Origin of the sequence: Streptomyces capillispiralis (assembly GCF_007829875.1) — a bacterium.
GTDB classification, from domain to species: Bacteria; Actinomycetota; Actinomycetes; order Streptomycetales; family Streptomycetaceae; genus Streptomyces; species Streptomyces capillispiralis.
The window spans coordinates 6,641,692-6,664,073 of sequence record NZ_VIWV01000001.1 but is presented as its reverse complement, the minus strand read 5'-3'; the positions used below and the strand labels follow the sequence as shown (position 1 = coordinate 6,664,073).

Annotated in this window: 21 protein-coding genes; 1 reads left to right on the top strand and 20 read right to left on the bottom strand. The window is 71.1% G+C overall.

What is annotated here, in order from left to right:
- Window positions 1-38 precede the first annotated feature (38 nt).
- The 6 genes from carB to pyrR all read right to left on the bottom strand — a co-directional run bounded on the left by carB (window position 39) and on the right by pyrR (window position 7,981).
- On the bottom strand, window positions 39-3,347 hold the full coding sequence (gene carB / locus FHX78_RS29220) for a carbamoyl-phosphate synthase large subunit (protein WP_145870383.1): 3,309 nt from the start codon (window positions 3,345-3,347) through the stop codon (window positions 39-41).
- Complete coding sequence (gene carA / locus FHX78_RS29215) at window positions 3,340-4,482, bottom strand: glutamine-hydrolyzing carbamoyl-phosphate synthase small subunit (protein ID WP_145870382.1); 1,143 nt, start codon at window positions 4,480-4,482, stop codon at window positions 3,340-3,342. Before carA ends, carB begins: the two co-directional genes overlap by 8 nt.
- Window positions 4,479-5,039, bottom strand: coding sequence for a PH-like domain-containing protein (locus tag FHX78_RS29210; protein ID WP_145870381.1), 561 nt, complete (start codon window positions 5,037-5,039; stop codon window positions 4,479-4,481). The genes carA and FHX78_RS29210 overlap by 4 nt, the downstream gene beginning before the upstream one ends.
- Complete coding sequence (locus FHX78_RS29205) at window positions 5,036-6,322, bottom strand: dihydroorotase (protein ID WP_145870380.1); 1,287 nt, start codon at window positions 6,320-6,322, stop codon at window positions 5,036-5,038. Before FHX78_RS29205 ends, FHX78_RS29210 begins: the two co-directional genes overlap by 4 nt.
- Window positions 6,323-6,327: 5 nt before the next feature.
- Window positions 6,328-7,317 (bottom strand): aspartate carbamoyltransferase catalytic subunit, encoded by a 990-nt coding sequence (locus tag FHX78_RS29200; protein WP_145870379.1) that lies wholly within the window; start codon window positions 7,315-7,317, stop codon window positions 6,328-6,330.
- Window positions 7,318-7,420: 103 nt separating this feature from the next.
- Window positions 7,421-7,981, bottom strand: coding sequence for a bifunctional pyr operon transcriptional regulator/uracil phosphoribosyltransferase PyrR (gene pyrR, locus FHX78_RS29195; RefSeq protein ID WP_145870378.1), 561 nt, complete (start codon window positions 7,979-7,981; stop codon window positions 7,421-7,423).
- Window positions 7,982-8,243: 262 nt separating this feature from the next.
- Here pyrR and bldD point away from each other — a divergent pair, with 262 nt between their 5' ends.
- Window positions 8,244-8,747 (top strand): transcriptional regulator BldD, encoded by a 504-nt coding sequence (gene bldD, locus FHX78_RS29190; RefSeq protein ID WP_006131213.1) that lies wholly within the window; start codon window positions 8,244-8,246, stop codon window positions 8,745-8,747.
- A gap of 109 nt (window positions 8,748-8,856) precedes the next feature.
- On the opposite strand, the gene nusB is transcribed toward bldD, so the two are convergent.
- From nusB to FHX78_RS29115, 14 genes are all read right to left on the bottom strand, one after another.
- Window positions 8,857-9,285, bottom strand: a complete 429-nt coding sequence (gene nusB, locus FHX78_RS29185; protein ID WP_145870377.1) for a transcription antitermination factor NusB — start codon at window positions 9,283-9,285, stop codon at window positions 8,857-8,859.
- Window positions 9,286-9,287: 2 nt separating this feature from the next.
- Window positions 9,288-9,854 carry an elongation factor P gene (efp, locus tag FHX78_RS29180; protein ID WP_006131211.1) on the bottom strand — a complete coding sequence of 189 codons (567 nt, stop codon included), beginning with the start codon at window positions 9,852-9,854 and terminating at the stop codon, window positions 9,288-9,290.
- A 70-nt stretch (window positions 9,855-9,924) separates the two neighbouring features.
- A complete protein-coding gene (locus FHX78_RS29175) occupies window positions 9,925-11,037 on the bottom strand; it encodes an aminopeptidase P family protein (protein WP_145870376.1) in 1,113 nt (370 codons plus the stop codon).
- Between the two features lie 266 nt (window positions 11,038-11,303).
- Window positions 11,304-12,143 carry a Pro-rich N-terminal domain-containing protein gene (locus tag FHX78_RS29170; protein WP_145870375.1) on the bottom strand — a complete coding sequence of 280 codons (840 nt, stop codon included), beginning with the start codon at window positions 12,141-12,143 and terminating at the stop codon, window positions 11,304-11,306.
- A gap of 135 nt (window positions 12,144-12,278) precedes the next feature.
- Window positions 12,279-13,373: a 3-dehydroquinate synthase gene (gene aroB / locus FHX78_RS29165; protein WP_145870374.1), complete on the bottom strand. Its 1,095-nt coding sequence runs from the start codon at window positions 13,371-13,373 to the stop codon at window positions 12,279-12,281.
- On the bottom strand, window positions 13,370-13,882 hold the full coding sequence (locus FHX78_RS29160) for a shikimate kinase (protein WP_145870373.1): 513 nt from the start codon (window positions 13,880-13,882) through the stop codon (window positions 13,370-13,372). The genes aroB and FHX78_RS29160 overlap by 4 nt, the downstream gene beginning before the upstream one ends.
- Window positions 13,879-15,063: a chorismate synthase gene (gene aroC, locus FHX78_RS29155; RefSeq protein WP_145870372.1), complete on the bottom strand. Its 1,185-nt coding sequence runs from the start codon at window positions 15,061-15,063 to the stop codon at window positions 13,879-13,881. Before aroC ends, FHX78_RS29160 begins: the two co-directional genes overlap by 4 nt.
- A gap of 185 nt (window positions 15,064-15,248) precedes the next feature.
- Window positions 15,249-15,620: a hypothetical protein gene (locus FHX78_RS29150; protein WP_145870371.1), complete on the bottom strand. Its 372-nt coding sequence runs from the start codon at window positions 15,618-15,620 to the stop codon at window positions 15,249-15,251.
- A gap of 52 nt (window positions 15,621-15,672) precedes the next feature.
- Window positions 15,673-16,500 (bottom strand): shikimate dehydrogenase, encoded by an 828-nt coding sequence (locus tag FHX78_RS29145; RefSeq protein ID WP_145870370.1) that lies wholly within the window; start codon window positions 16,498-16,500, stop codon window positions 15,673-15,675.
- Window positions 16,500-18,140, bottom strand: a complete 1,641-nt coding sequence (gene mltG / locus FHX78_RS29140) for an endolytic transglycosylase MltG (RefSeq protein ID WP_145870369.1) — start codon at window positions 18,138-18,140, stop codon at window positions 16,500-16,502. Before mltG ends, FHX78_RS29145 begins: the two co-directional genes overlap by 1 nt.
- A gap of 127 nt (window positions 18,141-18,267) precedes the next feature.
- Complete coding sequence (ruvX, locus tag FHX78_RS29130) at window positions 18,268-18,732, bottom strand: Holliday junction resolvase RuvX (RefSeq protein ID WP_145872204.1); 465 nt, start codon at window positions 18,730-18,732, stop codon at window positions 18,268-18,270.
- Window positions 18,733-18,767: 35 nt separating this feature from the next.
- Window positions 18,768-21,440: an alanine--tRNA ligase gene (alaS, locus tag FHX78_RS29125; protein ID WP_145870368.1), complete on the bottom strand. Its 2,673-nt coding sequence runs from the start codon at window positions 21,438-21,440 to the stop codon at window positions 18,768-18,770.
- On the bottom strand, window positions 21,440-21,811 hold the full coding sequence (locus FHX78_RS29120; RefSeq protein WP_145870367.1) for a hypothetical protein: 372 nt from the start codon (window positions 21,809-21,811) through the stop codon (window positions 21,440-21,442). Before FHX78_RS29120 ends, alaS begins: the two co-directional genes overlap by 1 nt.
- 4 nt (window positions 21,812-21,815) lie before the next feature.
- A complete protein-coding gene (locus FHX78_RS29115; protein WP_145872203.1) occupies window positions 21,816-22,259 on the bottom strand; it encodes a DUF948 domain-containing protein in 444 nt (147 codons plus the stop codon).
- Window positions 22,260-22,382 lie beyond the last annotated feature (123 nt).

Sequence of the window (22,382 nt, the reverse complement as noted above, 5' to 3'; positions counted from 1 at the left end):
AAGAGGGGGACACCGTTTCCGGTGTCCCCCTCGGGGTGCTAGTCGCGGGCCGCGGTCAGGTGTTGCGCGTGTTCCTGGAGCGAGCGGACGCCCACGTCCCCCCGGTGCAGCGCGTCGATGCCCTGGACGGCGGCGGCGAGCGCCTGGACCGTCGTCAGGCACGGCACGGACCGGGCCACGGCGGCCGTACGGATGTCGTAGCCGTCGAGGCGGCCGCCGGTGCCGTACGGGGTGTTGACGATGAGGTCGACCTCGCCGTCGTGGATGAGCTGGACGACGGTCTTCTCGCCGTTCGGTCCGGTGCCCTCGGACTGCTTGCGCACGACGGTGGCGTTGATGCCGTTGCGCTTGAGGACCTCGGCCGTGCCGGAGGTGGCCAGCAGCTCGAAGCCGTGGGCCACCAGCTCGCGCGCCGGGAAGATCATCGAGCGCTTGTCGCGGTTGGCGACCGAGATGAAGGCGCGGCCCTTGGTGGGCAGCGGCCCGTAGGCGCCGGCCTGTGACTTGGCGTACGCCGTGCCGAAGACGGAGTCGATGCCCATGACCTCGCCGGTGGAGCGCATCTCCGGGCCGAGGACGGTGTCGACGCCGCGGCCGTGGATGTCGCGGAAGCGCGACCACGGCATCACGGCCTCCTTGACGGAGATCGGCGCGTCCAGCGGCAGCTCGCCGCCGTCGCCGGTCGCCGGGAGCAGGCCCTCGGCGCGCAGCTCGGCGACGGTCGCGCCGAGCGAGATGCGGGCGGCGGCCTTGGCCAGCGGCACCGCGGTCGCCTTCGAGGTGAAGGGGACGGTGCGTGAGGCGCGCGGGTTGGCCTCCAGGACGTAGAGGATGTCCCCGGCCAGCGCGAACTGGATGTTGATCAGGCCGCGCACGCCGACACCGCGCGCGATGGCCTCGGTGGAGGCGCGCAGCCGCTTGATGTCGAAGCCGCCGAGCGTGATCGGGGGCAGGGCGCACGCGGAGTCGCCGGAGTGGATGCCGGCCTCCTCGATGTGCTCCATGACGCCGCCGAGGTACAGCTCCTCGCCGTCGTAGAGCGCGTCGACGTCGATCTCGATGGCGTCGTCGAGGAAGCGGTCGACCAGGACCGGCCGGGAGGGGCTGATCTCGGTGGACTCGGCGATGTAGGACTCCAGCCGGGTCTCGTCGTAGACGATCTCCATGCCGCGTCCGCCGAGCACGTAGGACGGGCGGACGAGGACCGGGTAGCCGATCTCGTCGGCGATGGCCTTGGCCTCGGCGAAGGTGGTGGCGGTGCCGTGCTTGGGGGCCGGCAGGCCGGCCTCCTTGAGGACCTGCCCGAAGGCGCCGCGGTCCTCGGCGGCGTGGATGGCCTCCGGGGAGGTGCCGACGATCGGCACGCCGTTGTCCTTGAGCGCCTGCGACAGGCCCAGCGGGGTCTGGCCGCCGAGCTGCACGACGACGCCGGCGACCGGTCCGGCCTGCTGCTCGGCGTGGACGATCTCCAGGACGTCCTCCAGGGTGAGCGGCTCGAAGTAGAGCCGGTCGGAGGTGTCGTAGTCGGTGGAGACGGTCTCCGGGTTGCAGTTGACCATCACGGTCTCGTACCCGGCGTCGCTCAGCGCGAAGGAGGCGTGGACGCAGGAGTAGTCGAACTCGATGCCCTGGCCGATGCGGTTGGGGCCGGAGCCGAGGATGATGACGGCCGGCTTGGTGCGCGGCGCGACCTCGCTCTCCTCGTCGTAGGAGGAGTAGAAGTACGGGGTCTTCGCGGCGAACTCGGCGGCGCAGGTGTCGACCGTCTTGTAGACCGGGCGGATGCCGAGCGCGTGCCGGACCTCGCGGACGACGTCCTCGCGCAGGCCCCGGATCTCGGCGATCTGCTGGTCGGAGAAGCCGTGCCGCTTGGCCTCGGCGAGCAGGTCGGTGGTCAGCTCGGGGGCCTCGGACAGCTCGTCGGCGATCTCCTTGATGAGGAAGAGCTGGTCGACGAACCAGGGGTCGATCTTCGTGTACGCGAAGATCTCCTCGGGGGTGGCGCCCGCCCGGATGGCCTGCATGACCGTGTTGACGCGGCCGTCGGTCGGGCGGACGGACGCCTCCAGCAGCTCCCGCTTGTCGCCGGGCTCGCCGACGAAGGTGAACTGGCTGCCCTTCTTCTCCAGCGAGCGCAGCGCCTTCTGGAACGCCTCGGTGAAGTTGCGGCCGATGGCCATGGCCTCGCCGACCGACTTCATGGTGGTGGTGAGGGTGGAGTCGGCGCTCGGGAACTTCTCGAAGGCGAAGCGCGGGGCCTTGACGACCACGTAGTCGAGCGTCGGCTCGAAGGAGGCCGGGGTCTCCTGCGTGATGTCGTTGGGGATCTCGTCCAGGGTGTAGCCGACGGCGAGCTTCGCGGCGATCTTGGCGATCGGGAAGCCGGTCGCCTTGGAGGCGAGCGCGGAGGAACGCGACACGCGCGGGTTCATCTCGATGACGATGACCCGGCCGTCCTCGGGGTTCACCGCGAACTGGATGTTGCAGCCGCCGGTGTCGACGCCGACCTCGCGGATGATGGCGATGCCGACGTCGCGCAGCACCTGGTACTCGCGGTCGGTGAGCGTCATCGCGGGCGCGACGGTGATCGAGTCGCCGGTGTGGACGCCCATGGGGTCGAAGTTCTCGATGGAGCAGACGACCACGACGTTGTCGTGCTTGTCGCGCATCAGCTCCAGCTCGTACTCCTTCCAGCCGAGGATGGACTCCTCCAGGAGCACCTCGGTGGTCGGCGAGAGGGTGAGGCCCTGGCCGGCGATGCGGCGCAGCTCCTCCTCGTCGTGCGCGAAGCCGGAGCCGGCGCCGCCCATGGTGAAGGAGGGACGCACGACGACGGGGTAGCCGCCGAGTTCCTCGACGCCCTTGAGGACGTCGTCCATGGAGTGGCAGATGTAGGAGCGGGCGGACTCGCCGTGGCCGATCTTCCTGCGGACCTCCTCCACGACCTCCTTGAACAGGTCGCGGTCCTCGCCCTTGTGGATCGCCTGGACGTTGGCGCCGATCAGCTCGACGCCGTACTTCTCCAGGACGCCGTTCTCGTGCAGGGAGATCGCCGTGTTGAGGGCCGTCTGGCCGCCCAGGGTGGGCAGCAGCGCGTCGGGCCGCTCCTTGGCGATGATCTTCTCGACGAACTCGGGGGTGATCGGCTCGACGTAGGTGGCGTCGGCGATCTCCGGGTCGGTCATGATCGTCGCCGGGTTGGAGTTCACCAGGACGACCCGCAGGCCCTCGGACTTGAGGACGCGGCACGCCTGGGTGCCGGAGTAGTCGAACTCGGCGGCCTGGCCGATGACGATCGGGCCGGAGCCGATGACCAGGACGGACTGGATATCGGTGCGCTTAGGCACGCTGGCCCTCCATCAGGGAAACGAAGCGGTCGAACAGGTAGGCGGCGTCGTGCGGGCCCGCTGCCGCTTCGGGGTGGTACTGGACGCTGAAGGCCGGCCGGTCGAGCAGCTGGAGGCCCTCCACCACGTTGTCGTTCAGGCAGACGTGGGACACCTCGGCACGGCCGAACGGGGTGTCGGAGACCTTGTCGAGGGGGGCGTCGACGGCGAAGCCGTGGTTGTGCGCGGTGACCTCGACCTTGCCGGTCGTACGGTCCTGCACGGGCTGGTTGATGCCCCGGTGGCCGTACTTCAGCTTGAAGGTGCCGAAGCCGAGGGCGCGGCCGAGGATCTGGTTGCCGAAGCAGATGCCGAACAGCGGGGTGCCGCGCTCCAGCACGCCCCGCATCACGGAGACGGGGTGGTCGGCGGTGGCGGGGTCGCCGGGCCCGTTGGAGAAGAACACGCCGTCGGGGGCGACGGCGTAGACGTCGTCCACGGTGGCGGTGGCGGGCAGCACGTGGACCTCGATGCCGCGCTCGGCCATGCGCTGCGGGGTCATGCCCTTGATGCCGAGGTCGACCGCGGCGACGGTGAACTTCTTCTCGCCGATCGCGGGGACGACGTACGGCTCGGTGGTGGCGACCTCGGCGGACAGGTCGGCGCCCTTCATCTCGGGCGTCTCCTTGACGCGGGCGAGCAGTGCCGCGTCGTCGCGCACGGCGTCGCCGCTGAAGATGCCGACGCGCATGGCGCCGCGCTCGCGCAGGTGGCGGGTGAGCGCGCGGGTGTCGATGCCGCTGATGCCGACGACGCCCTGCGCGGCGAGTTCGTCGTCCAGGGAGCGCCGGGAGCGCCAGTTGGACGGCACGCGCGCGGGGTCGCGCACGACGTAGCCGGAGACCCAGATCCGCTTCGACTCGGCGTCCTCGTCGTTGACGCCGGTGTTGCCGACGTGCGGGGCGGTCATCACCACGACCTGGCGGTGGTACGACGGGTCGGTGAGGGTCTCCTGGTAGCCGGTCATGCCGGTGGAGAACACCGCTTCGCCGAAGGTCTCCCCCACCGCCCCGTAGGCACGGCCGCGGAAGATCCGGCCGTCCTCCAGGACGAGAACGGCGGGAACCCTGGTGGCTCCCCTGGTGGAGGTTGTCATCGTGCGCCTTCCGTCTTGTTGATCATTTGGTTGAGGGTCTCGACCCACTCGTTGTGCTCGGCCGCGTGGTCGGAGCGGAAGCCGGAGTCGATCAGCCGCTCGCCGTGCGCCCAGGTGACCACCAGCAGTCCGCCCTCGGTGAGGACCTTGCCGGCGATGCCCTTGTCGAGCCGTGCCTCGCGCAGGGCGTCCACCGGGACGAAGAAGTCGTTCGCCCCGGGGCGTACGACGTCCAGTCCGGCGTCCGTCAGCGTGAGCTCGGCCCGGCTGCGGGTGCCCAGACCGCGGGCCACGATGCGGTCCAGCCACTGGCCGGCGGTGGTGGAGCCGTGGTAGCGGCCGCTCAGGGTCAGTCTCACCGGGCCGGGGTCGTCCGGCGCGCTGTGCAGCTCGGGCAGGTCGCCCTGGAGGGTGCCGCGCCACTTCCAGCCCTCGCGCATCAGCCAGTAGACGAGCGCGACGAACAGGGCGAGTCCGACGACCCAGCCGATGCGGGCGGCCCAGTCGGTCACTTCCGCCGATTCCTTCTCGGCGGCCAGCAGGATTACAGGTGTCACGTGAGCTTCCCGTCGACGAGCGTGGCTTTGCCCCGGAGCCAGGTGTGCGTGACACGGCCCGGCAGCTCGCGGCCCTCGTACGGGGTGTTGCGGCTGCGCGAGGCGAAGCCCGCGGGGTCCACGGAGCCACGGTATGCCGTGTCGACGAGAGTGAGGTTGGCGGGCTCACCTGCCGAGACGGGACGGCCGTGGCCGGTGGCCCGTCCGATCCGCGCGGGCGCGAAGGACATGCGGTCGGCGACGTCGGCCCAGGTCAGCAGGCCCGTGTCGACCATGGTCTCCTGGACCACCGACAGCGCGGTCTCCAGGCCGACCATGCCCATGGCGGCGGCGGCCCACTCGCAGTCCTTGTCCTCGTGCGGGTGCGGGGCGTGGTCGGTGGCGACGATGTCGATCGTGCCGTCGGCGAGCGCCTCGCGCAGCGCCATGACGTCCCGCTCGGTGCGCAGCGGTGGGTTGACCTTGTAGACCGGGTTGTAGGTGCGCACCAGTTCGTCGGTGAGCAGCAGGTGGTGCGGGGTGACCTCGGCGGTGACGCGGATGCCGCGGGACTTGGCCCAGCGGACGATCTCGACGCTGCCGGCCGTGGACAGGTGGCAGATGTGGACGCGGGAGCCGACGTGCTCGGCGAGCAGCACGTCGCGGGCGATGATCGACTCCTCGGCGACGGCCGGCCAGCCGCCGAGCCCCAGTTCGGCGGAGACGACGCCCTCGTTCATCTCGGCGCCCTCGGTCAGCCGCGGTTCCTGCGCGTGCTGGGCGACGACCCCGTCGAAGGCCTTCACGTACTCCAGGGCGCGGCGCATGATCACGGCGTCGTGGACGCACTTGCCGTCGTCGGAGAAGACGGTGACGCCGGCCGCGGACTCGTGCATGGCGCCCAGTTCGGCGAGCTTGCTGCCCTCCAGGCCGACGGTGACGGCGCCGATCGGCCGTACGTCGCAGTAGCCGTGCTCCGCGCCGAGCCGCCAGACCTGCTCGACCACGCCGGCGGTGTCGGCGACCGGGAAGGTGTTGGCCATGGCGAACACGGCGGTGTAGCCGCCGCTCGCCGCCGCGCGGGTGCCGGTCAGAACGGTCTCGGAGTCCTCGCGGCCGGGCTCGCGCAGATGGGTGTGCAGGTCGACCAGGCCCGGCAGCAGCACCTTGCCGTCGGCCTCGACGACCTCGGCGCCGTCGGCCGGCAGGCCGGTGCCGACCTCCGTGATCGTCTCGCCGTCGATCAGGACGTCCTGCGGCTCCCCGCCGAGCACCTTCGCACCACGGATCAGGATCTTGCTCATGGTTCTTACTTCTCCTCGGTGGTGCCGGTGGTACGGGCGGGGGTGAGGGCGGGCTCGTTGCCGCCGAGCAGCAGGTACAGGACGGCCATCCGGATGGAGACGCCGTTGGCGACCTGTTCGATCACGGTGCAGCGGTCGGAGTCGGCGACCTCGGCGGTGATCTCCATGCCGCGGACCATGGGGCCGGGGTGCATCACGATGGCGTGCTCGGGCATCCGCGCCATGCGGTCGCCGTCGAGGCCGTAGCGCCGCGAGTACTCCCGCTCGGTGGGGAAGAAGGCGGCGTTCATGCGCTCGCGCTGGACGCGCAGCATCATCACGGCGTCGGACTTGGGCAGGGTGCGGTCGAGGTCGTAGGACACCTCGCAGGGCCAGGTGTCGATGCCGACCGGCAGCAGGGTCGGCGGGGCGACGAGGGTGACCTCGGCGCCGAGGGTGTGCAGCAGGTCGACGTTGGAGCGGGCGACCCGGCTGTGCAGGACGTCGCCGACGATGGTGATGCGCCGGCCGGCGAGGTCCTGGCCGAGCCCGGCGTCGCGGCCGACGAGGCGGCGGCGCATGGTGAAGGCGTCGAGCAGGGCCTGGGTGGGGTGCTGGTGGGTGCCGTCGCCGGCGTTGATGACGTGGGCGTCGATCCAGCCGGAGGTGGCCAGGCGGTACGGGGCGCCGGAGGCGCCGTGCCGGATGACCACGGCGTCGACGCCCATGGCCTCCAGGGTCTGGGCGGTGTCCTTCAGGGACTCGCCCTTGGAGACGCTGGAGCCCTTGGCGGAGAAGTTGATGACGTCCGCGGAGAGCCGCTTCTCGGCGGCCTCGAAGGAGATCCGGGTCCGCGTCGAGTCCTCGAAGAAGAGGTTGACGACGGTGCGTCCGCGCAGGGTGGGCAGTTTCTTGATCGGCCGGTCCGCCACCCGGGCCATCTCCTCGGCGGTGTCGAGGATCAGGACGGCGTCGTCGCGGGTGAGGTCGGCGGCCGAGATGAGATGACGCTGCATCTGTCAGGCTCCGTAAGGCAGTTCATTCAGGCGAAATCGGGCAGACGGGTACGCGCGAGGGAGTGCCGAAGCCGGCGCACGCCGTCGGCGTACGCCCGATGTGCTACTGGGCGGTCTGCTTGGCGCCGAGCAGCACGGTGTCGCGACCGTCCTCCTCGGCGAGCAGGACCTTGACCGTCTCCCGCAGCGACGTGGGGAGGTTCTTGCCGACGTAGTCGGCGCGGATGGGCAGTTCGCGGTGGCCGCGGTCGACGAGGACGGCGAGCTGCACCGCGCGGGGGCGCCCGATGTCGTTCAGCGCGTCGAGGGCGGCGCGGATGGTGCGGCCGGAGAAGAGCACGTCGTCGACGAGGACGACGAGGCGGCCGTCGATGCCCTCACCGGGGATCTCGGTCCGGGCCAGCGCGCGCGGCGGCTGCATGCGCAGGTCGTCGCGGTACATGGTGATGTCGAGGGAGCCGACCGGCACCTTGCGCTCGGTGATCTGCTCCAGCTTGGCGGCGAGCCGCTGGGCGAGGAAGACGCCCCGGGTCGGGATGCCGAGGAGCACCACGTCGTCGGCACCCTTGGCGCGCTCGACGATCTCGTGGGCGATGCGGGTCAGTACCCGCGCGATGTCGGGGCCTTCGAGAACCGGCCGCGCATCGGACTGCTGCGTGTCCATGTGAAACGGACCTCCTTCTCCGCCTCACGGGACGGACCTTAAAGGACGTCGGATTGCGTCGTTCAGGCTATCAGGTCGGCTTCCGGGCGGAACGACACCCCCTTTCACCCCAATGGCGTAACCGGCCGCCGCTACCACGGAAGCGTCGGTGTGGACCATTCGGCTTGACGCACGAGAGTAACGCTGCGTAACCTCACAGTGAGTTACCAGCCGCGCGGCATGGAAACCAGCCAGCCGCGTCGACACAGTGCCGGGGAGCTATATGTCCAGCGAATACGCCAAACAGCTCGGGGCAAAGCTCCGCGCGATCCGCACCCAGCAGGGCCTTTCCCTCCACGGTGTCGAGGAGAAGTCCCAGGGCCGCTGGAAGGCGGTGGTGGTCGGTTCGTACGAGCGCGGCGACCGGGCCGTGACCGTGCAGCGCCTCGCGGAGCTGGCGGACTTCTACGGCGTCCCGGTGCAGGAGCTGCTGCCGGGGACGACCCCGGGCGGGGCCGCCGAGCCGCCGCCGAAGCTGGTCCTCGACCTGGAGCGGCTGGCCACGGTGCCGGCCGAGAAGGCGGGCCCGCTGCAGCGCTACGCGGCGACGATCCAGTCCCAGCGCGGTGACTACAACGGCAAGGTGCTCTCGATCCGCCAGGACGACCTGCGCACCCTCGCCGTGATCTACGATCAGTCGCCCTCGGTCCTGACCGAGCAGCTGATCAGCTGGGGCGTCCTGGACGCGGACGCACGTCGCGCGGTCGCGTCGCACGAGGACGCCTGACCGCTTCGCGAAGGTTACGCAGAAACGTACCGCCGGGGTGGCCGGAACTGTGAGGTTCCGGCCACCCCGGCGGTTTTCGTTCTGCTTCGTGCGCCTTGGTGCTGCGGCGCTACGGGCGGCGCAGTGACGGCTTGAGCTCCTTGAGCCGGCCCAGCAGGCCGTTGATGAACGAGGGCGACTCGTCCGTGGAGAACTCCTTCGCCAGCTGCACCATCTCGTCGAGGACGACCGCGTCCGGGGTCTCGTCGACCCAGATCAGCTCGTAGGCGCCGAGCCGCAGGATGCTGCGGTCGACCACCGGCATCCGGTCGAGCGTCCAGCCGACCGAGTACTGCGCGATCAGCTCGTCGATGCGCTGCGCGTGTTCCGCGTAGCCCTCGACCAGCTGCATCGTGTACTCGCTCACCGGCGGCTGCCGGGTGTCGGTCCGGGAGTGCCGGATCCAGTCCGCGAGGACCGTCAGGACGTCGACGTCGCGCTGGTCACCCTCGAAGAGGATCTGGAAGGCGCGCTTGCGGGCCGTGTTGCGGGCAGCCACGGTTAGCTGTTCACCCGGCCGAGGTAGTCGCTGGTGCGGGTGTCGACCTTGATCTTCTCACCGGTGGTGATGAAGAGCGGGACCTGGATCTGGTGGCCGGTCTCCAGGGTGGCGGGCTTGGTGCCGCCGGTGGAGCGGTCGCCCTGGACGCCGGGCTCGGTCTCCTGGATGGTCAGCTCGACGGCGGCAGGAAGCTCGACGAACAGCACCTCGCCCTCGTGCTGGGCGACGGTGGCCGTGAAGCCCTCGACGAGGAAGTTGGCGGCGTCGCCGACGGCCTTGCGGTCGACCATGAGCTGGTCGTAGGTCTCCATGTCCATGAAGACGAAGTAGTCTCCGTCCATGTAGGAGAACTGCATGTCGCGCTTGTCGACGGTGGCCGTTTCGACCTTGACGCCGGCGTTGAAGGTCTTGTCGACGACCTTGCCGGAGAGCACGTTCTTGAGCTTGGTGCGCACGAAGGCCGGGCCCTTGCCGGGCTTGACGTGCTGGAACTCGACGACGGACCAGAGCTGGCCGCCTTCGAGCTTGAGCACCATGCCGTTCTTGAGGTCGTTCGTGGAAGCCACGGTTGCGGAATCTCCTGGACTGGACTGACGTGGACGACGGCCGGGGCCGGGGCAGGCGCTCAGCACGGGGCTAGAGCGCGAGCAGCTCCTTGGTCGTGATGGTGAGTAGCTCGGGTCCGCCGTCCGCCTCGGGGCGTACGACGAGCGTGTCATCGATCCGGACTCCGCCCCGGCCCGGGAGGTGGACCCCCGGTTCGACGGTGACCGGCACGCAAGCGTCCAGTTTACCCATGGCCGCAGGGGTCAATTGAGGGTCCTCGTGGATTTCCAGTCCGACACCGTGGCCGGTGATCACCGGGAGGGCCTCGGCGTACCCGGCCGAGTCCAGTACCTGGCGGGCCGCGCGGTCCACGTCACGGCAGGCGGCGCCGGGTACGAGGGCCTCGCGTCCGGCGCGCTGCGCGGAGAAGACGAGGTCGTACAGCTCGATCTGCCAGTCCGCGGGGGCCGTGCCGATGACGAAGGTGCGGCCGATCTCGCAGCGGTAGCCGCGGTAGGTGGCGCCCAGGCAGACGGAGAGGAAGTCGCCCTCCTCGACGCGCCGGTCGGTGGGGCGGTGACCGGGGCGGCCGGCGTTCGGGCCGGTGGCCACGGAGGTGGGGAAGGCGGGGCCGTCGGCGCCGTGGTCGACCAGGCGGCGCTCCAGTTCCAGGGCGAGGTGGCGCTCCGTGCGGCCGACGAGGATCGACTCCAGCAGCTCGCCGAGGGCCTGGTCGGCGATCTCCGCGCCGATGCGCAGGCAGGAGATCTCCTCCTCGTCCTTGACCACCCGCAGTTGTTCCACGGCGCCGGCGATGCCTGCCAGGCGCAGGCGGGGGGCCACGGAACGGATCTCCCGGTGCCGGGTGACGGTGAGGTGGTGCTCCTCGACGGCGAGGGAGTCGACTCCCTGGTCGAGGGCCAGGCCGGCCGCCGCGACGGCGGGGTCTCCGCCGATGCCGGGCACGACGTGGAGGCGCAGTGCCTCGTCGGGGCGGCCGTGCGGTGACGGTGACCGGTCGTCGGGCGGGCCGGCGCACACCAGCAGGTCCTCGGTCCTGCCCAGGAGCAGGACGGCGCCCTCGGGGGCGGCACCGGCGAGGTAACGCACGTTGGCGGGGCGGGACACCAGCGCCGCCGCGCTGCCGCCCGCGTTGCAGCATTCCCGTAGCCGCGTCCGGCGGACCGCGTAGACCTCTGACATGATTCGAGCGTAGGAGGGGTGGCTGGATGTCGCCGGTCGAGCGGGGCCGAGTGGGGGTTGCGCGGGCGTCGCGGACCGGCGCGTTGTGGGGCGGGGTGGTGCGGTGGGCCCGCCGCGGTCGCGCCCTTCCGGTGCCGACACGGTGGACATGGGCGGGGACCGGGTAAGCGGCGGGCCCACCACCCCGCCCCGCTCCGGTACGTCGGCGGCTGCGGGGGGCGGCACCTGGTTGTCGGCAGTCGTGCGGCTGCGTCAGCTGTTGTCGGCTACCACTGGGGTGGGCTGGCTATGGAGCGGGCCAGGACGTCGTCCAGGATGCGGGCCGTCTCCGGTATGTCCAGCTGGGAGTTGTCGATGATGGGCAGCCCCGAGCCGTACCAGCCGGCCATACGGCCGTGGATGCGGGCCACCTCCTCGTCGCTGAGGCGGCGGTTGCCGGAACGTTCCGCGTTGCGTTCCAGGACGATGTCCAGGCCGGGCAGGAGGACCACGGGCAGCAGGCCGGGGCCCACGTGCCGCTTCCAGCCGCCGAGGCCGACGACCGGGCGGTCGGGGAAGACCGCGTCGTCGAGGATGCACGAGATCCCGTTGGCGAGGAAGTTGCGCGCGGCGAAGCCGCAGGTGCGGCGGGCCAGGCGGTACTGCGCCTCGGAGTTGTCGTTCCACCCGGACTGCGGGTCGGCGAAACCGGAGCGGACCCACTCGCGGACGTCGTCGAGGCTGATGTGAGCGGTGGGGACCCGGCGGTGGTCCGCCCAGTACTTGGCCACACTCGTCTTGCCCGCGCCCGCGGGGCCTATGAGCAGCACGGCGATGGCCGTGCCGGCCGGGTCGGGTGCCGCCGGGGCCTGCGGGGGGCTCGGCATGGCCACGGGGCCGCCGGGGGGCAGTGGCACGTGGCCGGTGGTGTCCGGCGGTGGGGGCATCGAGGCGTGCCGGGGGCCCGCGGGGGGCGGGAGGGGGGCGGGAGGAGGCGCCGGGTAGCCCGGTGCCGGGGCGGGGCCCGGGTGCTGGCCCGGGTGGTGTGCGGCCGGTGACCAGCCGGCGGCCGGTCCCTGCCCCGGGTGATGGGGCGGCGGCAGCGGAGAACCCACTGCATGCTGCATCCGGTGCCACTCCGTCTCGTACAGGCGTTGGGGCGATGACAGCAGGGAGGTACCCCGCTTGCTACCGAACGGTACCGCCCCCTGTCGTCCTTGTGTGAACGGCCGGGGGCGGAGATGAGTGCCCGGGCGAGGGCGCTACTCCCCCACTTCGCCGTACGCGGCGAGCAGCACGGCCGGGTCGGGTCCCTCCAGCACCGTGGGCTTGGCGAGGCCGTCGAGGACGATGAAGCGCAGCAGGTCGCCGCGGGACTTCTTGTCGACCTTCATGTTCTCCAGCAGCTTGGGCCACTGGTCGTAGCGGTAGTGCAGGGGGAGGCCGACCGATTCGAGGACCGTGCGGTGGCGGTCGGCGGTGGCGTCGTCCAGGCGGCCCGCGAGACGGCCCAGTTCGGCGGCGAAGTGCATGCCGACGGAGACCGCCGCGCCGTGGCGCCACTTGTAGCGCTCGTTCTTCTCGATGGCGTGGCCGAGGGTGTGGCCGTAGTTGAGGATCTCGCGGCGACCCGATTCCTTGAGGTCGGAGGAGACCACATCGGCCTTGACCCGGATCGAGCGCTCGATCAGTTCCGCGGTGTGCGGGCCGGACGGGGTGCGGGCGGCCTGGGGGTCGGACTCGATGAGGTCGAGGATCACCGGGTCGGCGATGAAGCCGGCCTTGATGACCTCGGCGAGCCCGGACACGTAGTCGTTGACCGGGAGGGAGTCCAGCGCGGCGAGGTCGCACAGCACACCGGCGGGCGGGTGGAAGGCGCCCACCAGGTTCTTGCCCTCGGCGGTGTTGATGCCGGTCTTGCCGCCGACGGCGGCGTCCACCATGGCGAGCACGGTGGTCGGGACGGCGACCCAGCGCACCCCGCGCAGCCAGGTCGCGGCGACGAATCCGGCCAGGTCGGTGGTGGCGCCGCCGCCCACGCCGACGATGACGTCGGTGCGGGTGAACCCGGACTGGCCGAGCGCCTTCCAGCAGTAGGCGGCGACCTCGGCGGTCTTGGCCTCCTCGGCGTTGGGCACCTGGACGGCGATCGCCTCGTAGCCCTGTGCGGCGAGGTCGGCGCGGAGCGCGTCACCGGTCTCCGCCAGCGACTCGGGATGCACGACGGCGACCCGCTTGGCCTTGGTACCGATCAGTCCGGCGAGTTCGCCGAGGAGCTGACGGCCCACCAGGACGTCGTACGGGTCGGTGCCCGCCGTGCCGCCGATGTGGATCCTTGTCACTGCCTCGCTGCTCATGCTTCCTTCAACTCCAGTGCGTCCAGGGCGGCTTCGGTGACCTCTTCGGGGGTGCGTCCGTCCGTGGGCACGACGGCGGTGGCGGCCTCCTCGTACAGGTGCCGGCGGGCCTCCATCAGCTCGCGCCACTGCTTGCGCGGGTTGACCGCGAGCAGCGGGCGGGCGGCGTTGAGGCCGGTGCGCCTGACCGCCTCCTCGACGTCCATCGACAGGTAGACCACCCGCTGTCCGGCGAGCAGCGCGCGCGTGTCGGCGTCGAGGATCGCGCCGCCGCCCAGTGCCACGACACCGTCGTGCTCGGAGAGCGCGGTGCGCACCGCGCTCTTCTCGAGGGCGCGGAAGGCGGGCTCGCCCTCCTCGACGAAGATGTCGGCGATGGTCCTGCCCTCGGCGGCGACGATGTCCTCGTCGGTGTCCCGGTAGCCGACGCCGAGCCGCTCGGCGAGCAGCCGCCCGACGGTGGACTTGCCCACGCCCATCGGGCCGACCAGCACCAGCAGCGGGCTCATCGGATGGCCAGGTTGTCGAGGTACGAGGTGACGTTGCGGCGGGTCTCGGTGACGCTGTCGCCGCCGAACTTCTCCGCCACCGCGTCCGCGAGGACCAGGGCGACCATCGCCTCGGCGACGATGCCGGCGGCCGGTACGGCGCAGACGTCGGAACGCTGGTGGTGCGCGGCCGTCTCCTCGCCGGTGACGACGTCGACGGTCTTCAGCGCCCGCGGCACCGTCGCGATCGGCTTCATCGCCGCGCGTACGCGCAGCAGCTCACCGGTGGTGAGTCCGCCCTCGGTGCCGCCGGAGCGGCCGGAGGCGCGCCTGATGCCCTCGGCGGTCGGGACGATCTCGTCGTGCGCCTTGGAGCCGGGCACGCGCGCGAGGTCGAAGCCGTCGCCGACCTCCACGCCCTTGATGGCCTGGATGCCCATGAGGGCGGCGGCCAGGCGGGCGTCCAGGCGGCGGTCCCAGTGGACGTGTGAGCCGAGGCCTACCGGGACGCCGTACGCCAGCACCTCGACGACGCCGCCGAGGGTGTCGCCGTCCTTGTGGGCCTGGTCGATCTCCGCGACCATCGCCTTCGAGGCGTCCGCGTCCAGGCAGCGCACCGGGTCGGCGTCCAGCCGCTCCACGTCGGCGGGGGTCGGGTGGACGCCGTACGGCGCCTTGGCCGCGGCCAGCTCGACGACGTGGCTGACGATCTCGATGCCGGCCGTCTCCTTGAGGTACGACCGGGCCACCGCGCCCAGGGCCACGCGGGCGGCGGTCTCGCGGGCCGAGGCGCGCTCCAGGATCGGGCGGGCCTCGTCGAAGCCGTACTTCTGCATGCCGGCGAGGTCGGCGTGGCCGGGGCGGGGGCGGGTCAGCGGGGCGTTGCGCGCGAGGCCGGCCAGCACCTCCGGGTCGACCGGGTCGGCCGCCATGACCTGCTCCCACTTCGGCCACTCGGTGTTGCCCACCATGACCGCGACCGGGGAGCCGAGGGTGAGGCCGTGCCGGACGCCGCCGAGGAAGGTGACCTCGTCCCGCTCGAACTTCATCCGTGCGCCGCGACCGTAGCCGAGCCGCCGCCTCGCGAGGTGGTCCGCCACCATGTCCGTGGTGATCGGCACGCCGGCGGGAAGCCCCTCCAGCGTGGCGACGAGTGCGGGACCGTGGGACTCCCCCGCGGTCAGCCAGCGCAACCTGCTCAACGGTGCTCCTCCGTGCTCGCGCCCCGGTACTGCCCTGCGTACGCGCCTCTTTCGCGTACGGCTGTGGCGTGACGGGGTGCGCGGGCCCCGGTCCGCCACCTCCGATCCTCCCACGTCCGGGCCCGGGGTCCGGCCGCCGGTCCATCTGGCGGACGTCCGGTGTCACCGGCGGCGCGGCGGAGGTATCAGGCGGAACGTCCGTCTCCGTGCCGCGGCGGGGCGGTGGTGCCGAGGAAGTCGGCCCCGCTCGGCCGGCCGCCGGGCTGCGGCGCGTGGGCGGTCAGGTGGGCGGCCCCGCCGCCCTGGGCCCGCGGGGCGTACGGCCCCAGGTAGTCGGCGCCGCTGCCCTGGCCGTACCGGGCGGCCGCGTGGATCGGCTGTCCGGTGCGGACGGCGCGACGGTGCGCGATCTTCCTCTTGATCTTGACGGCCCAGGACACGACGACGGCGAGCACGATCAGCGCCAGCACCGTGATCTGCACCCAGTCGGGCAGGAAGCCCAGCACGGACTCGAATATCTGCGACTTCGCCGACGCCAGCGGCACGACTGCGGACATGGAACGCCTTCCCCTCCCCCGGTTCCGCCCCCTGCGGAACCGAAGGTGGATCCTAGCGGGCGGCGAGGGCCCTCTCGCCGGCTTCTCGCATGGCGTCCAGCGGGGCCGGCGCGCGTCCCGTCATCTGCTCGACCTGGAGCACCGCCTGGTGCACCAGCAGGTCGAGGCCGCTGACCACGGCGCCGCCGTAGGCGGACCAGCGGGCGGCGAGGACGGTCGGCCAGGGGTCGTAGAGCACGTCGAAGAGGGCCGTCGGGCGTTCCGGGACGGCCCGGGCGAGCGTGTCCGTGACGCCGGCCGGGGTGGTACTGACGACCAGCGGGGCGTGCAGGGCCTGCTCGGCGTCCTCCCAGTCGGCGATGCGCACCGCGACGTCGAGCCGCTCGGCCCACTGCCGCATCTCGGTGGCCCGGGCCTCGCTGCGGACGTAGGCGGTGACCTCGCCCGAGCAGATCCGGGCCAGCGCGGCCAGCGCGGACGAGGCGGTGGCGCCCGCGCCGAGGACGGCCGCGGACTCCACCTTGTGGATGCCGTGCTCGCGCAGGGCGGCGACCATGCCGGGGATGTCGGTGTTGTCGCCGGTGCGGCGGCCGTCCGGTGCGAGGACGACCGTGTTGACCGCCTCGACGGAGGCCGCGGTCTCGCTGACCGAGTCGAGCAGCGGGATCACGGCCCGCTTCAGCGGCATGGTCAGCGACAGTCCGGCCCACTGCGGCCCGAGGGTGTCGAAGAAGCCGGGCAGTGCCTGCTCGTCGATCTCGAACCGGTCGTACGTCCAGCCCTCCAGACCCAGCTCCGCGTAGGCCGTGCGGTGCAGCACCGGGGAGAGCGAGTGGGCGATGGGCGAGCCGAGTACGGCGGCCCTGCGGGCGGCGGACATCAGTTGCCCCTCGACGCGTTGAACTTGTCGACGAGCTTCTGGTGCTCCTCGATGTTCCTGGCGAACTCGGTCTTGTTCATGCCGTCCGTCGCGACGAAGTACATCCAGCCGTCGCTCGTCGGGTCGAGCGCGGCCCGCAGGGCCTCCTCGCCCGGGTTGCCGATGGGGCCGGGCGGCAGGCCCTTGTTGGTGTACGTGTTGTAGGGGTCGGGGTTGCTGTTGATCTCCGACTCGGAGATGTCGATCTTGCTCTGACCCAAGAGGTAGTTGAAGGTCGAGTCGAACTGAAGTTCCTGGTTCGTCTCGGTGTTGGTGGTCTTGAGGCGGTTGTAGATGACCTCGGACATCTTGCGGAAGTCGTCGTGGGTCTTGCCCTCCGCCTGCACCAGGCTGGCGACCGTCACCAGCTCCCAGGGCCCTTCGAGACCGAGGCTCTCGGCCTTCTCCTCGAAGCCCAGCTCCTCGTACTTCTCGGTGGCGCGGGCCACCATCTGCTTCAGCACGGCCTCGGGTTTCTGGCCCTTGGCGATGGCGTAGCTGGACGGGTAGAGGAAGCCCTCCAGCGGATCCTTGACGTCCGCGTGGTTCACGGCCCAGTCGGGCAGGCCGAGGTTCTTCCACTCGGTCTCGGCGACCTTGGCCGTGGCGCCCTTCTCGAGTTCGAGGCGCTTGTCGATGAGCTCGTAGACGCGGACGTTGCGCCAGCCCTCGGCGATGATCAGGTTGTTGCGGCTCTTCGGGCTGAGCATCAGTTCGACCGCGCTCGCGGCCGACATCTCCTTCTGCAGCGTGTAGACGCCGTCCTGGATGCTCTTGCCCTGCGGGTTGGCGGACTGGGCCGCGACGAAGGCGTCGACGCTCTTGACCACGCCCATCTTCTTGAGCTCCTGGCCGATGGCGTAGCCGCCCGAGCCCTTGGGGATCGTGACGGTCACCTGTTCACCGTTGCCGGACCCCGCGAAGTCCGGGGCGCTGCCGAAACGATCCTGGTAGAACTGGTACCCGAAGTAGCTGATACCGGCGAGACCGCCACCGAAGACCAGAACCACCACGAGGCAGGCACAGCCGCTGCGCCGCTTCTTGTCCTTGCCGCCCCGGCCGCGCCGCTCGCCGCGCCCGCGGCGGTCGCCCGGCTCGTCGTCGCCGTCATCGTCGTCGCCACCGCCCGCGAAGAAGGCGTGTTCGCCCTGGTCGGGGCCGGGATCCCAGTCGGGCTCCGGCTCGGGTTCGGCGCGGCGGCGGCTGGGCGGCTCGGGCGGCGGGTAGGCCTCGGGGGTCCCGTAGTAGTCGGCCTGTTCCCCGCCGTACGTCCCGGTCTGCTGCCCGTACGGGTCGGCCGGGGCGCCGGCGTACGGGTCCTGCGGGTGGGCGCCGACGGGATAGCCGTTCTGGTCGTACTGCGGCTGGTGCTGCTGCTGGGGCGCGTACTGCTGGTCGTACTGCTGCGGGTACTGCTGTCCGTCGTATCCGCTCTGCTCGCCCGTGCCCCAGTCGGCGTACTGCTGCTGGTCATGCGGCTGCTGCTGATGGCCGTCGTAAGGGGACTGCTGGGCCTGCTGCCCTCTCCATCCGCCGTCCCCGTACAACGGGTCGTCCGGATGCCACGGTTCGGAGCCTTGGCCCCGGCCATACTCAGTCATCGATCCCCTAGAGCCGCGAGGCGGCGATCACCCGGCCACCTGAAGACCACGGCGTCCGTTCCGCCTCTCTCTGTGCGGCGGCTGTTCGAACACCGACCGCATCGCGCGGAACGTTACCGTATCGCGATCAGATGACCACTTCGACGCCCTCGCCGGGCGGGCTGCCTGACACCCGTTCGGATTCGAGCGCCTGCTGAAGGATGATCACGGCGGCCGCCTGGTCGATGACGGAACGCCCCTTCTTCGACTTCACGCCCGAGGCGCGCAGTCCCTGACTCGCCGTCACCGTCGTCATGCGCTCGTCGAGGAGCCGCACCGGCACCGGCGCGATCATGCGGGCCAGTTCCCGGGCGAAGCCCCGGACCTTGGCGGCAGCGGGGCCCTCGCCCCCCTTGAGGGAGCGAGGGAGACCGACGACGACCTCGATCGGCTCGTACTCCTCGACGAGTTGCCGCAGCCTGCGGTGGGCAGCCGGCACGTCCCGGCCGGGGACGGTCTCGACCGGGGTGGCGAGGATCCCGTCGGGGTCGCACGAGGCGACCCCGATACGGGCGTCCCCGACGTCGATCGCGAGACGGCGGCCGCGGCGCATCACCGGGCCGTCCGTCTGCTCGTTCGCCGGGCCGTTCACTTGGCGGTGTCCGCCACGAGCCGCTCGACGGCGTCGACGGCCTCGCCGACGGCGGCCGGGTTCTGGCCACCTCCCTGGGCGACGTCCGGCTTGCCGCCACCGCCGCCGCCGAGCGTCTTGGCGGCGGTGCGGACCAGGTCACCGGCCTTGAGGCCGCGCTCGCGGGCGGCCTCGTTGGTGGCGATGACCGTGAGCGGCTTGCCGTTGTTCACGGTGAACAGGGCGACGACGGCGGCCCGTCCGCCCTGGATGCGGCCGCGCACGTCGAGGACCAGCTTGCGCAGGTCGTCGGCGCCCGTGCCGTCGGGGACCTGGCCGGTGACGAGCGCGATGCCCCGGATGTCCTTGGCGGACTCGGCGAGACCGGCGGCGGCCTGGAGGACCTTCTCGGCGCGGAACTTCTCGATCTCCTTCTCGGCGTCCTTCAGCTTGCCGAGCATGGCGGAGACCTTCTCCGGGAGCTCCTCCGGGCGGCCCTTGATCAGTTCCTGGAGCTGGGCGACGACCGTGTGCTCTCGGGCGAGGAAGTTGTAGGCGTCCACGCCGACCAGGGCCTCGATACGGCGTACTCCGGAGCCGATGGAGGACTCGCCGAGCAGCTTCACCAGGCCCAGCTGGGCGGTGTTGTGCACGTGGGTGCCGCCGCACAGCTCCTTGGAGAAGTCGCCGATGGTGACGACCCGCACGCGCTCGCCGTACTTCTCGCCGAACTCGGCGATGGCGCCCTGCTTCTTGGCCTCGTCGATGCCCATGACGTCGGCGCGCACGTCGAGGTCGCGGGCGAGCACCTCGTTGATCTTCTGCTCTACGTCGGTCATCACGGCCGTCGGTACGGCGGACGGGGAGCCGAAGTCGAAGCGGAAGCGGCCGGGCTGGTTCTCCGAACCGGCCTGGGCGGCCGTCGGGCCGAGTGCGTCGCGCAGGGCCTGGTGGGTGAGGTGGGTGGCCGAGTGGGCGCGGGCGATGGCCGTGCGGCGGCGGCCGTCGATGGCGGCGTGGGCCTTGGCGCCGACGGTGACCTCGCCGACCTGGACGACGCCCTTGTGGACGTACACGCCCGGGACGGGCTTCTGGCAGTCGCGCACCTCGATCACGGCACCGGAGTCGACCTTGATGCGGCCGGTGTCGCCGATCTGGCCGCCGCCCTCGGCGTAGAACGGGGTGCGGTCGAGGACGATCTCGACCTCGTCGCCCTCGGTGGCGGCCGGGGAGGAGGCGCCGTCCACGAGGATGCCGACGACCGTGGACTCGCCCTCGGTGTCGCTGTAGCCGATGAAGTCGGTGGCGCCGGCCCGGTCGGCGATCTCGCGGTAGGCGCCGAGGTCGGCGTGGCCGGTCTTCTTGGCCCGGGCGTCGGCCTTGGCCCGCTCCCGCTGCTCCTTCATCAGGCGGCGGAAGCCGTCCTCGTCCACGGAGAGGCCCTGTTCGGCGGCCATCTCCAGGGTGAGGTCGATCGGGAAGCCCCAGGTGTCGTGGAGCAGGAAGGCCTTGTCGCCGGGCAGCACGGCGCCACCGGCGGCCTTGGTGTCGCTGACGGCGGTGTCGAGGATGTTGGTGCCGGCCTTCAGCGTCTTGAGGAAGGCGTTCTCCTCGGCGAGGGCGACCTTCTCGATCCGCTCGCGGTCGGTGATCAGCTCCGGGTACTGCTGGCCCATCATGCCGATCACGACCTCGATGAGGTCCTTGACCACCGGGCCGGTGGCGCCGAGCAGGCGCATGTTGCGGATGGCGCGGCGCATGATGCGGCGCAGCACGTAGCCGCGGCCCTCGTTGCCGGGGGTGACGCCGTCGCCGATGAGCATGGTGGCGGTGCGCATGTGGTCGGTGACCACGCGCAGGGAGACGTCCGAGGCCTGGGCGTCGCCGTAGCGGACGCCGGTCAGCTCGGTGGCCTTGTCGATCACGGCCATGGAGGTGTCGATCTCGTACATGTTCTGCACGCCCTGCAGAATCATGGCGAGGCGCTCGAGACCCAGGCCGGTGTCGATGTTCTTGCTGGGCAGGTCCCCGAGGATCTCGAAGTCGTCCTTGCCGGTTCCCTCGCCCCGCTCGTACTGCATGAAGACGAGGTTCCAGATCTCCACGTACCGCTCGTCGTTGACGGCGGGTCCGCCCTCGACGCCGAACTCGGGGCCGCGGTCGTAGTTGATCTCGGAGCAGGGGCCGCAGGGGCCGGGGACGCCCATGGACCAGAAGTTGTCCTTCTTGCCCAGGCGCTGGATGCGCTCGGCGGGGACCCCGACGACGTCGCGCCAGATCTGCTCGGCCTCGTCGTCGTCCTGGTAGACGGTGATCCACAGCCGCTCGGGGTCGAGGCCGTAGCCGCCCTCGTCCAGGGAGCCGGTGAGCAGCTCCCAGGCGAGCTTGATGGCGCCTTCCTTGAAGTAGTCGCCGAAGGAGAAGTTGCCGCACATCTGGAAGAACGTGCCGTGGCGGGTGGTCTTGCCGACCTCTTCGATGTCGGGGGTGCGCACGCACTTCTGCACGCTGGTGGCGCGGTCGAAGGGCGGCTTGACCTCGCCGAGGAAGTAGGGCTTGAAGGGCACCATGCCGGCCGGGACGAGCAGCAGAGTCGGGTCGTCCGCGATGAGCGACGCCGACGGGACGACGGTGTGCCCGCGCTCCTCGAAGAAGCTCAGCCAGCGGCGGCGGATCTCGGCCGACTCCATCAGTGGTCCTCATTCCGGTTGTACGGGTACGTGGGGTACGTCGACTTCCGTGCCGGGCCCTCGACGTACTTGGAGCTGTTGCGGTTCTCGATGACGGCGTAGCTCCGGGGCGGGGGGAGTTCGCGGTCGACGGGGGCGTTGAGCCCGAGCGCGTCGCCGAGTTCGGCCTCCCGCTGGGCCATGTTGTCGCGGACCTCGAGCGCGAAGTCGACCGCGCGGTCCTTCAGGCGGCCGCCGGCCTCGATCGCCTTGTTCGCCGCGGCGACGGCGAGGTGCTCGGGCGTCAGCTGCTTGAGCTTGCGGTTGACCTTGGTGGTGGCCCACACACCGGCGGCCACGCCGGTGGTGAACCAGAAGGTTCGGCGGAACACTGGGTCAGTCCTTCTTTCGCCGGGTGCGCTTTTCCCTGCGAGTGCCCGGGACGGTGCGGCCCACGATCACGGTACGCCGCGGCGTCTTCGGCGGAGTCTCCTCCTTGCGGCCGCTGACGGCCCGGCGCACGCCGTAGCCGAACGCGGCGACCTTGACCAGGGGGCCTCCGAAGGTCGAGGCCACGGTGGTCGACAGCGCGGAGGCGTTGGAGGTGACCTCCTGGACGTCGGAGGCGATCGCGTCGACCCGTTCGATCTGGGTCTGCGCGGAGCGCACTGCCGAGGAGGCGTCCGCGAGCAGCGGGACGGCCTGGTCGGTCACCTCCGCCACGAGCCTGGTGGTCGCCCGGAGCGTCTGGGCCAGCCTCGCCAGGGCGACGGCGAGGAAGGAGACCAGGATCGCCCAGAAGACGGCCACCAGGATTCCGGCCACCTCGCCACCGGACACTGTGTGCACCCGCTCCCTTGAAACGCGCCTGAACATCGAGAAAGTCGTGTGACCGAGCCTATCGCGCCGGTGACACGACTCCGTACCGGATTACCGTCCGCCGCCGCCGAAGTCACGGGAGCT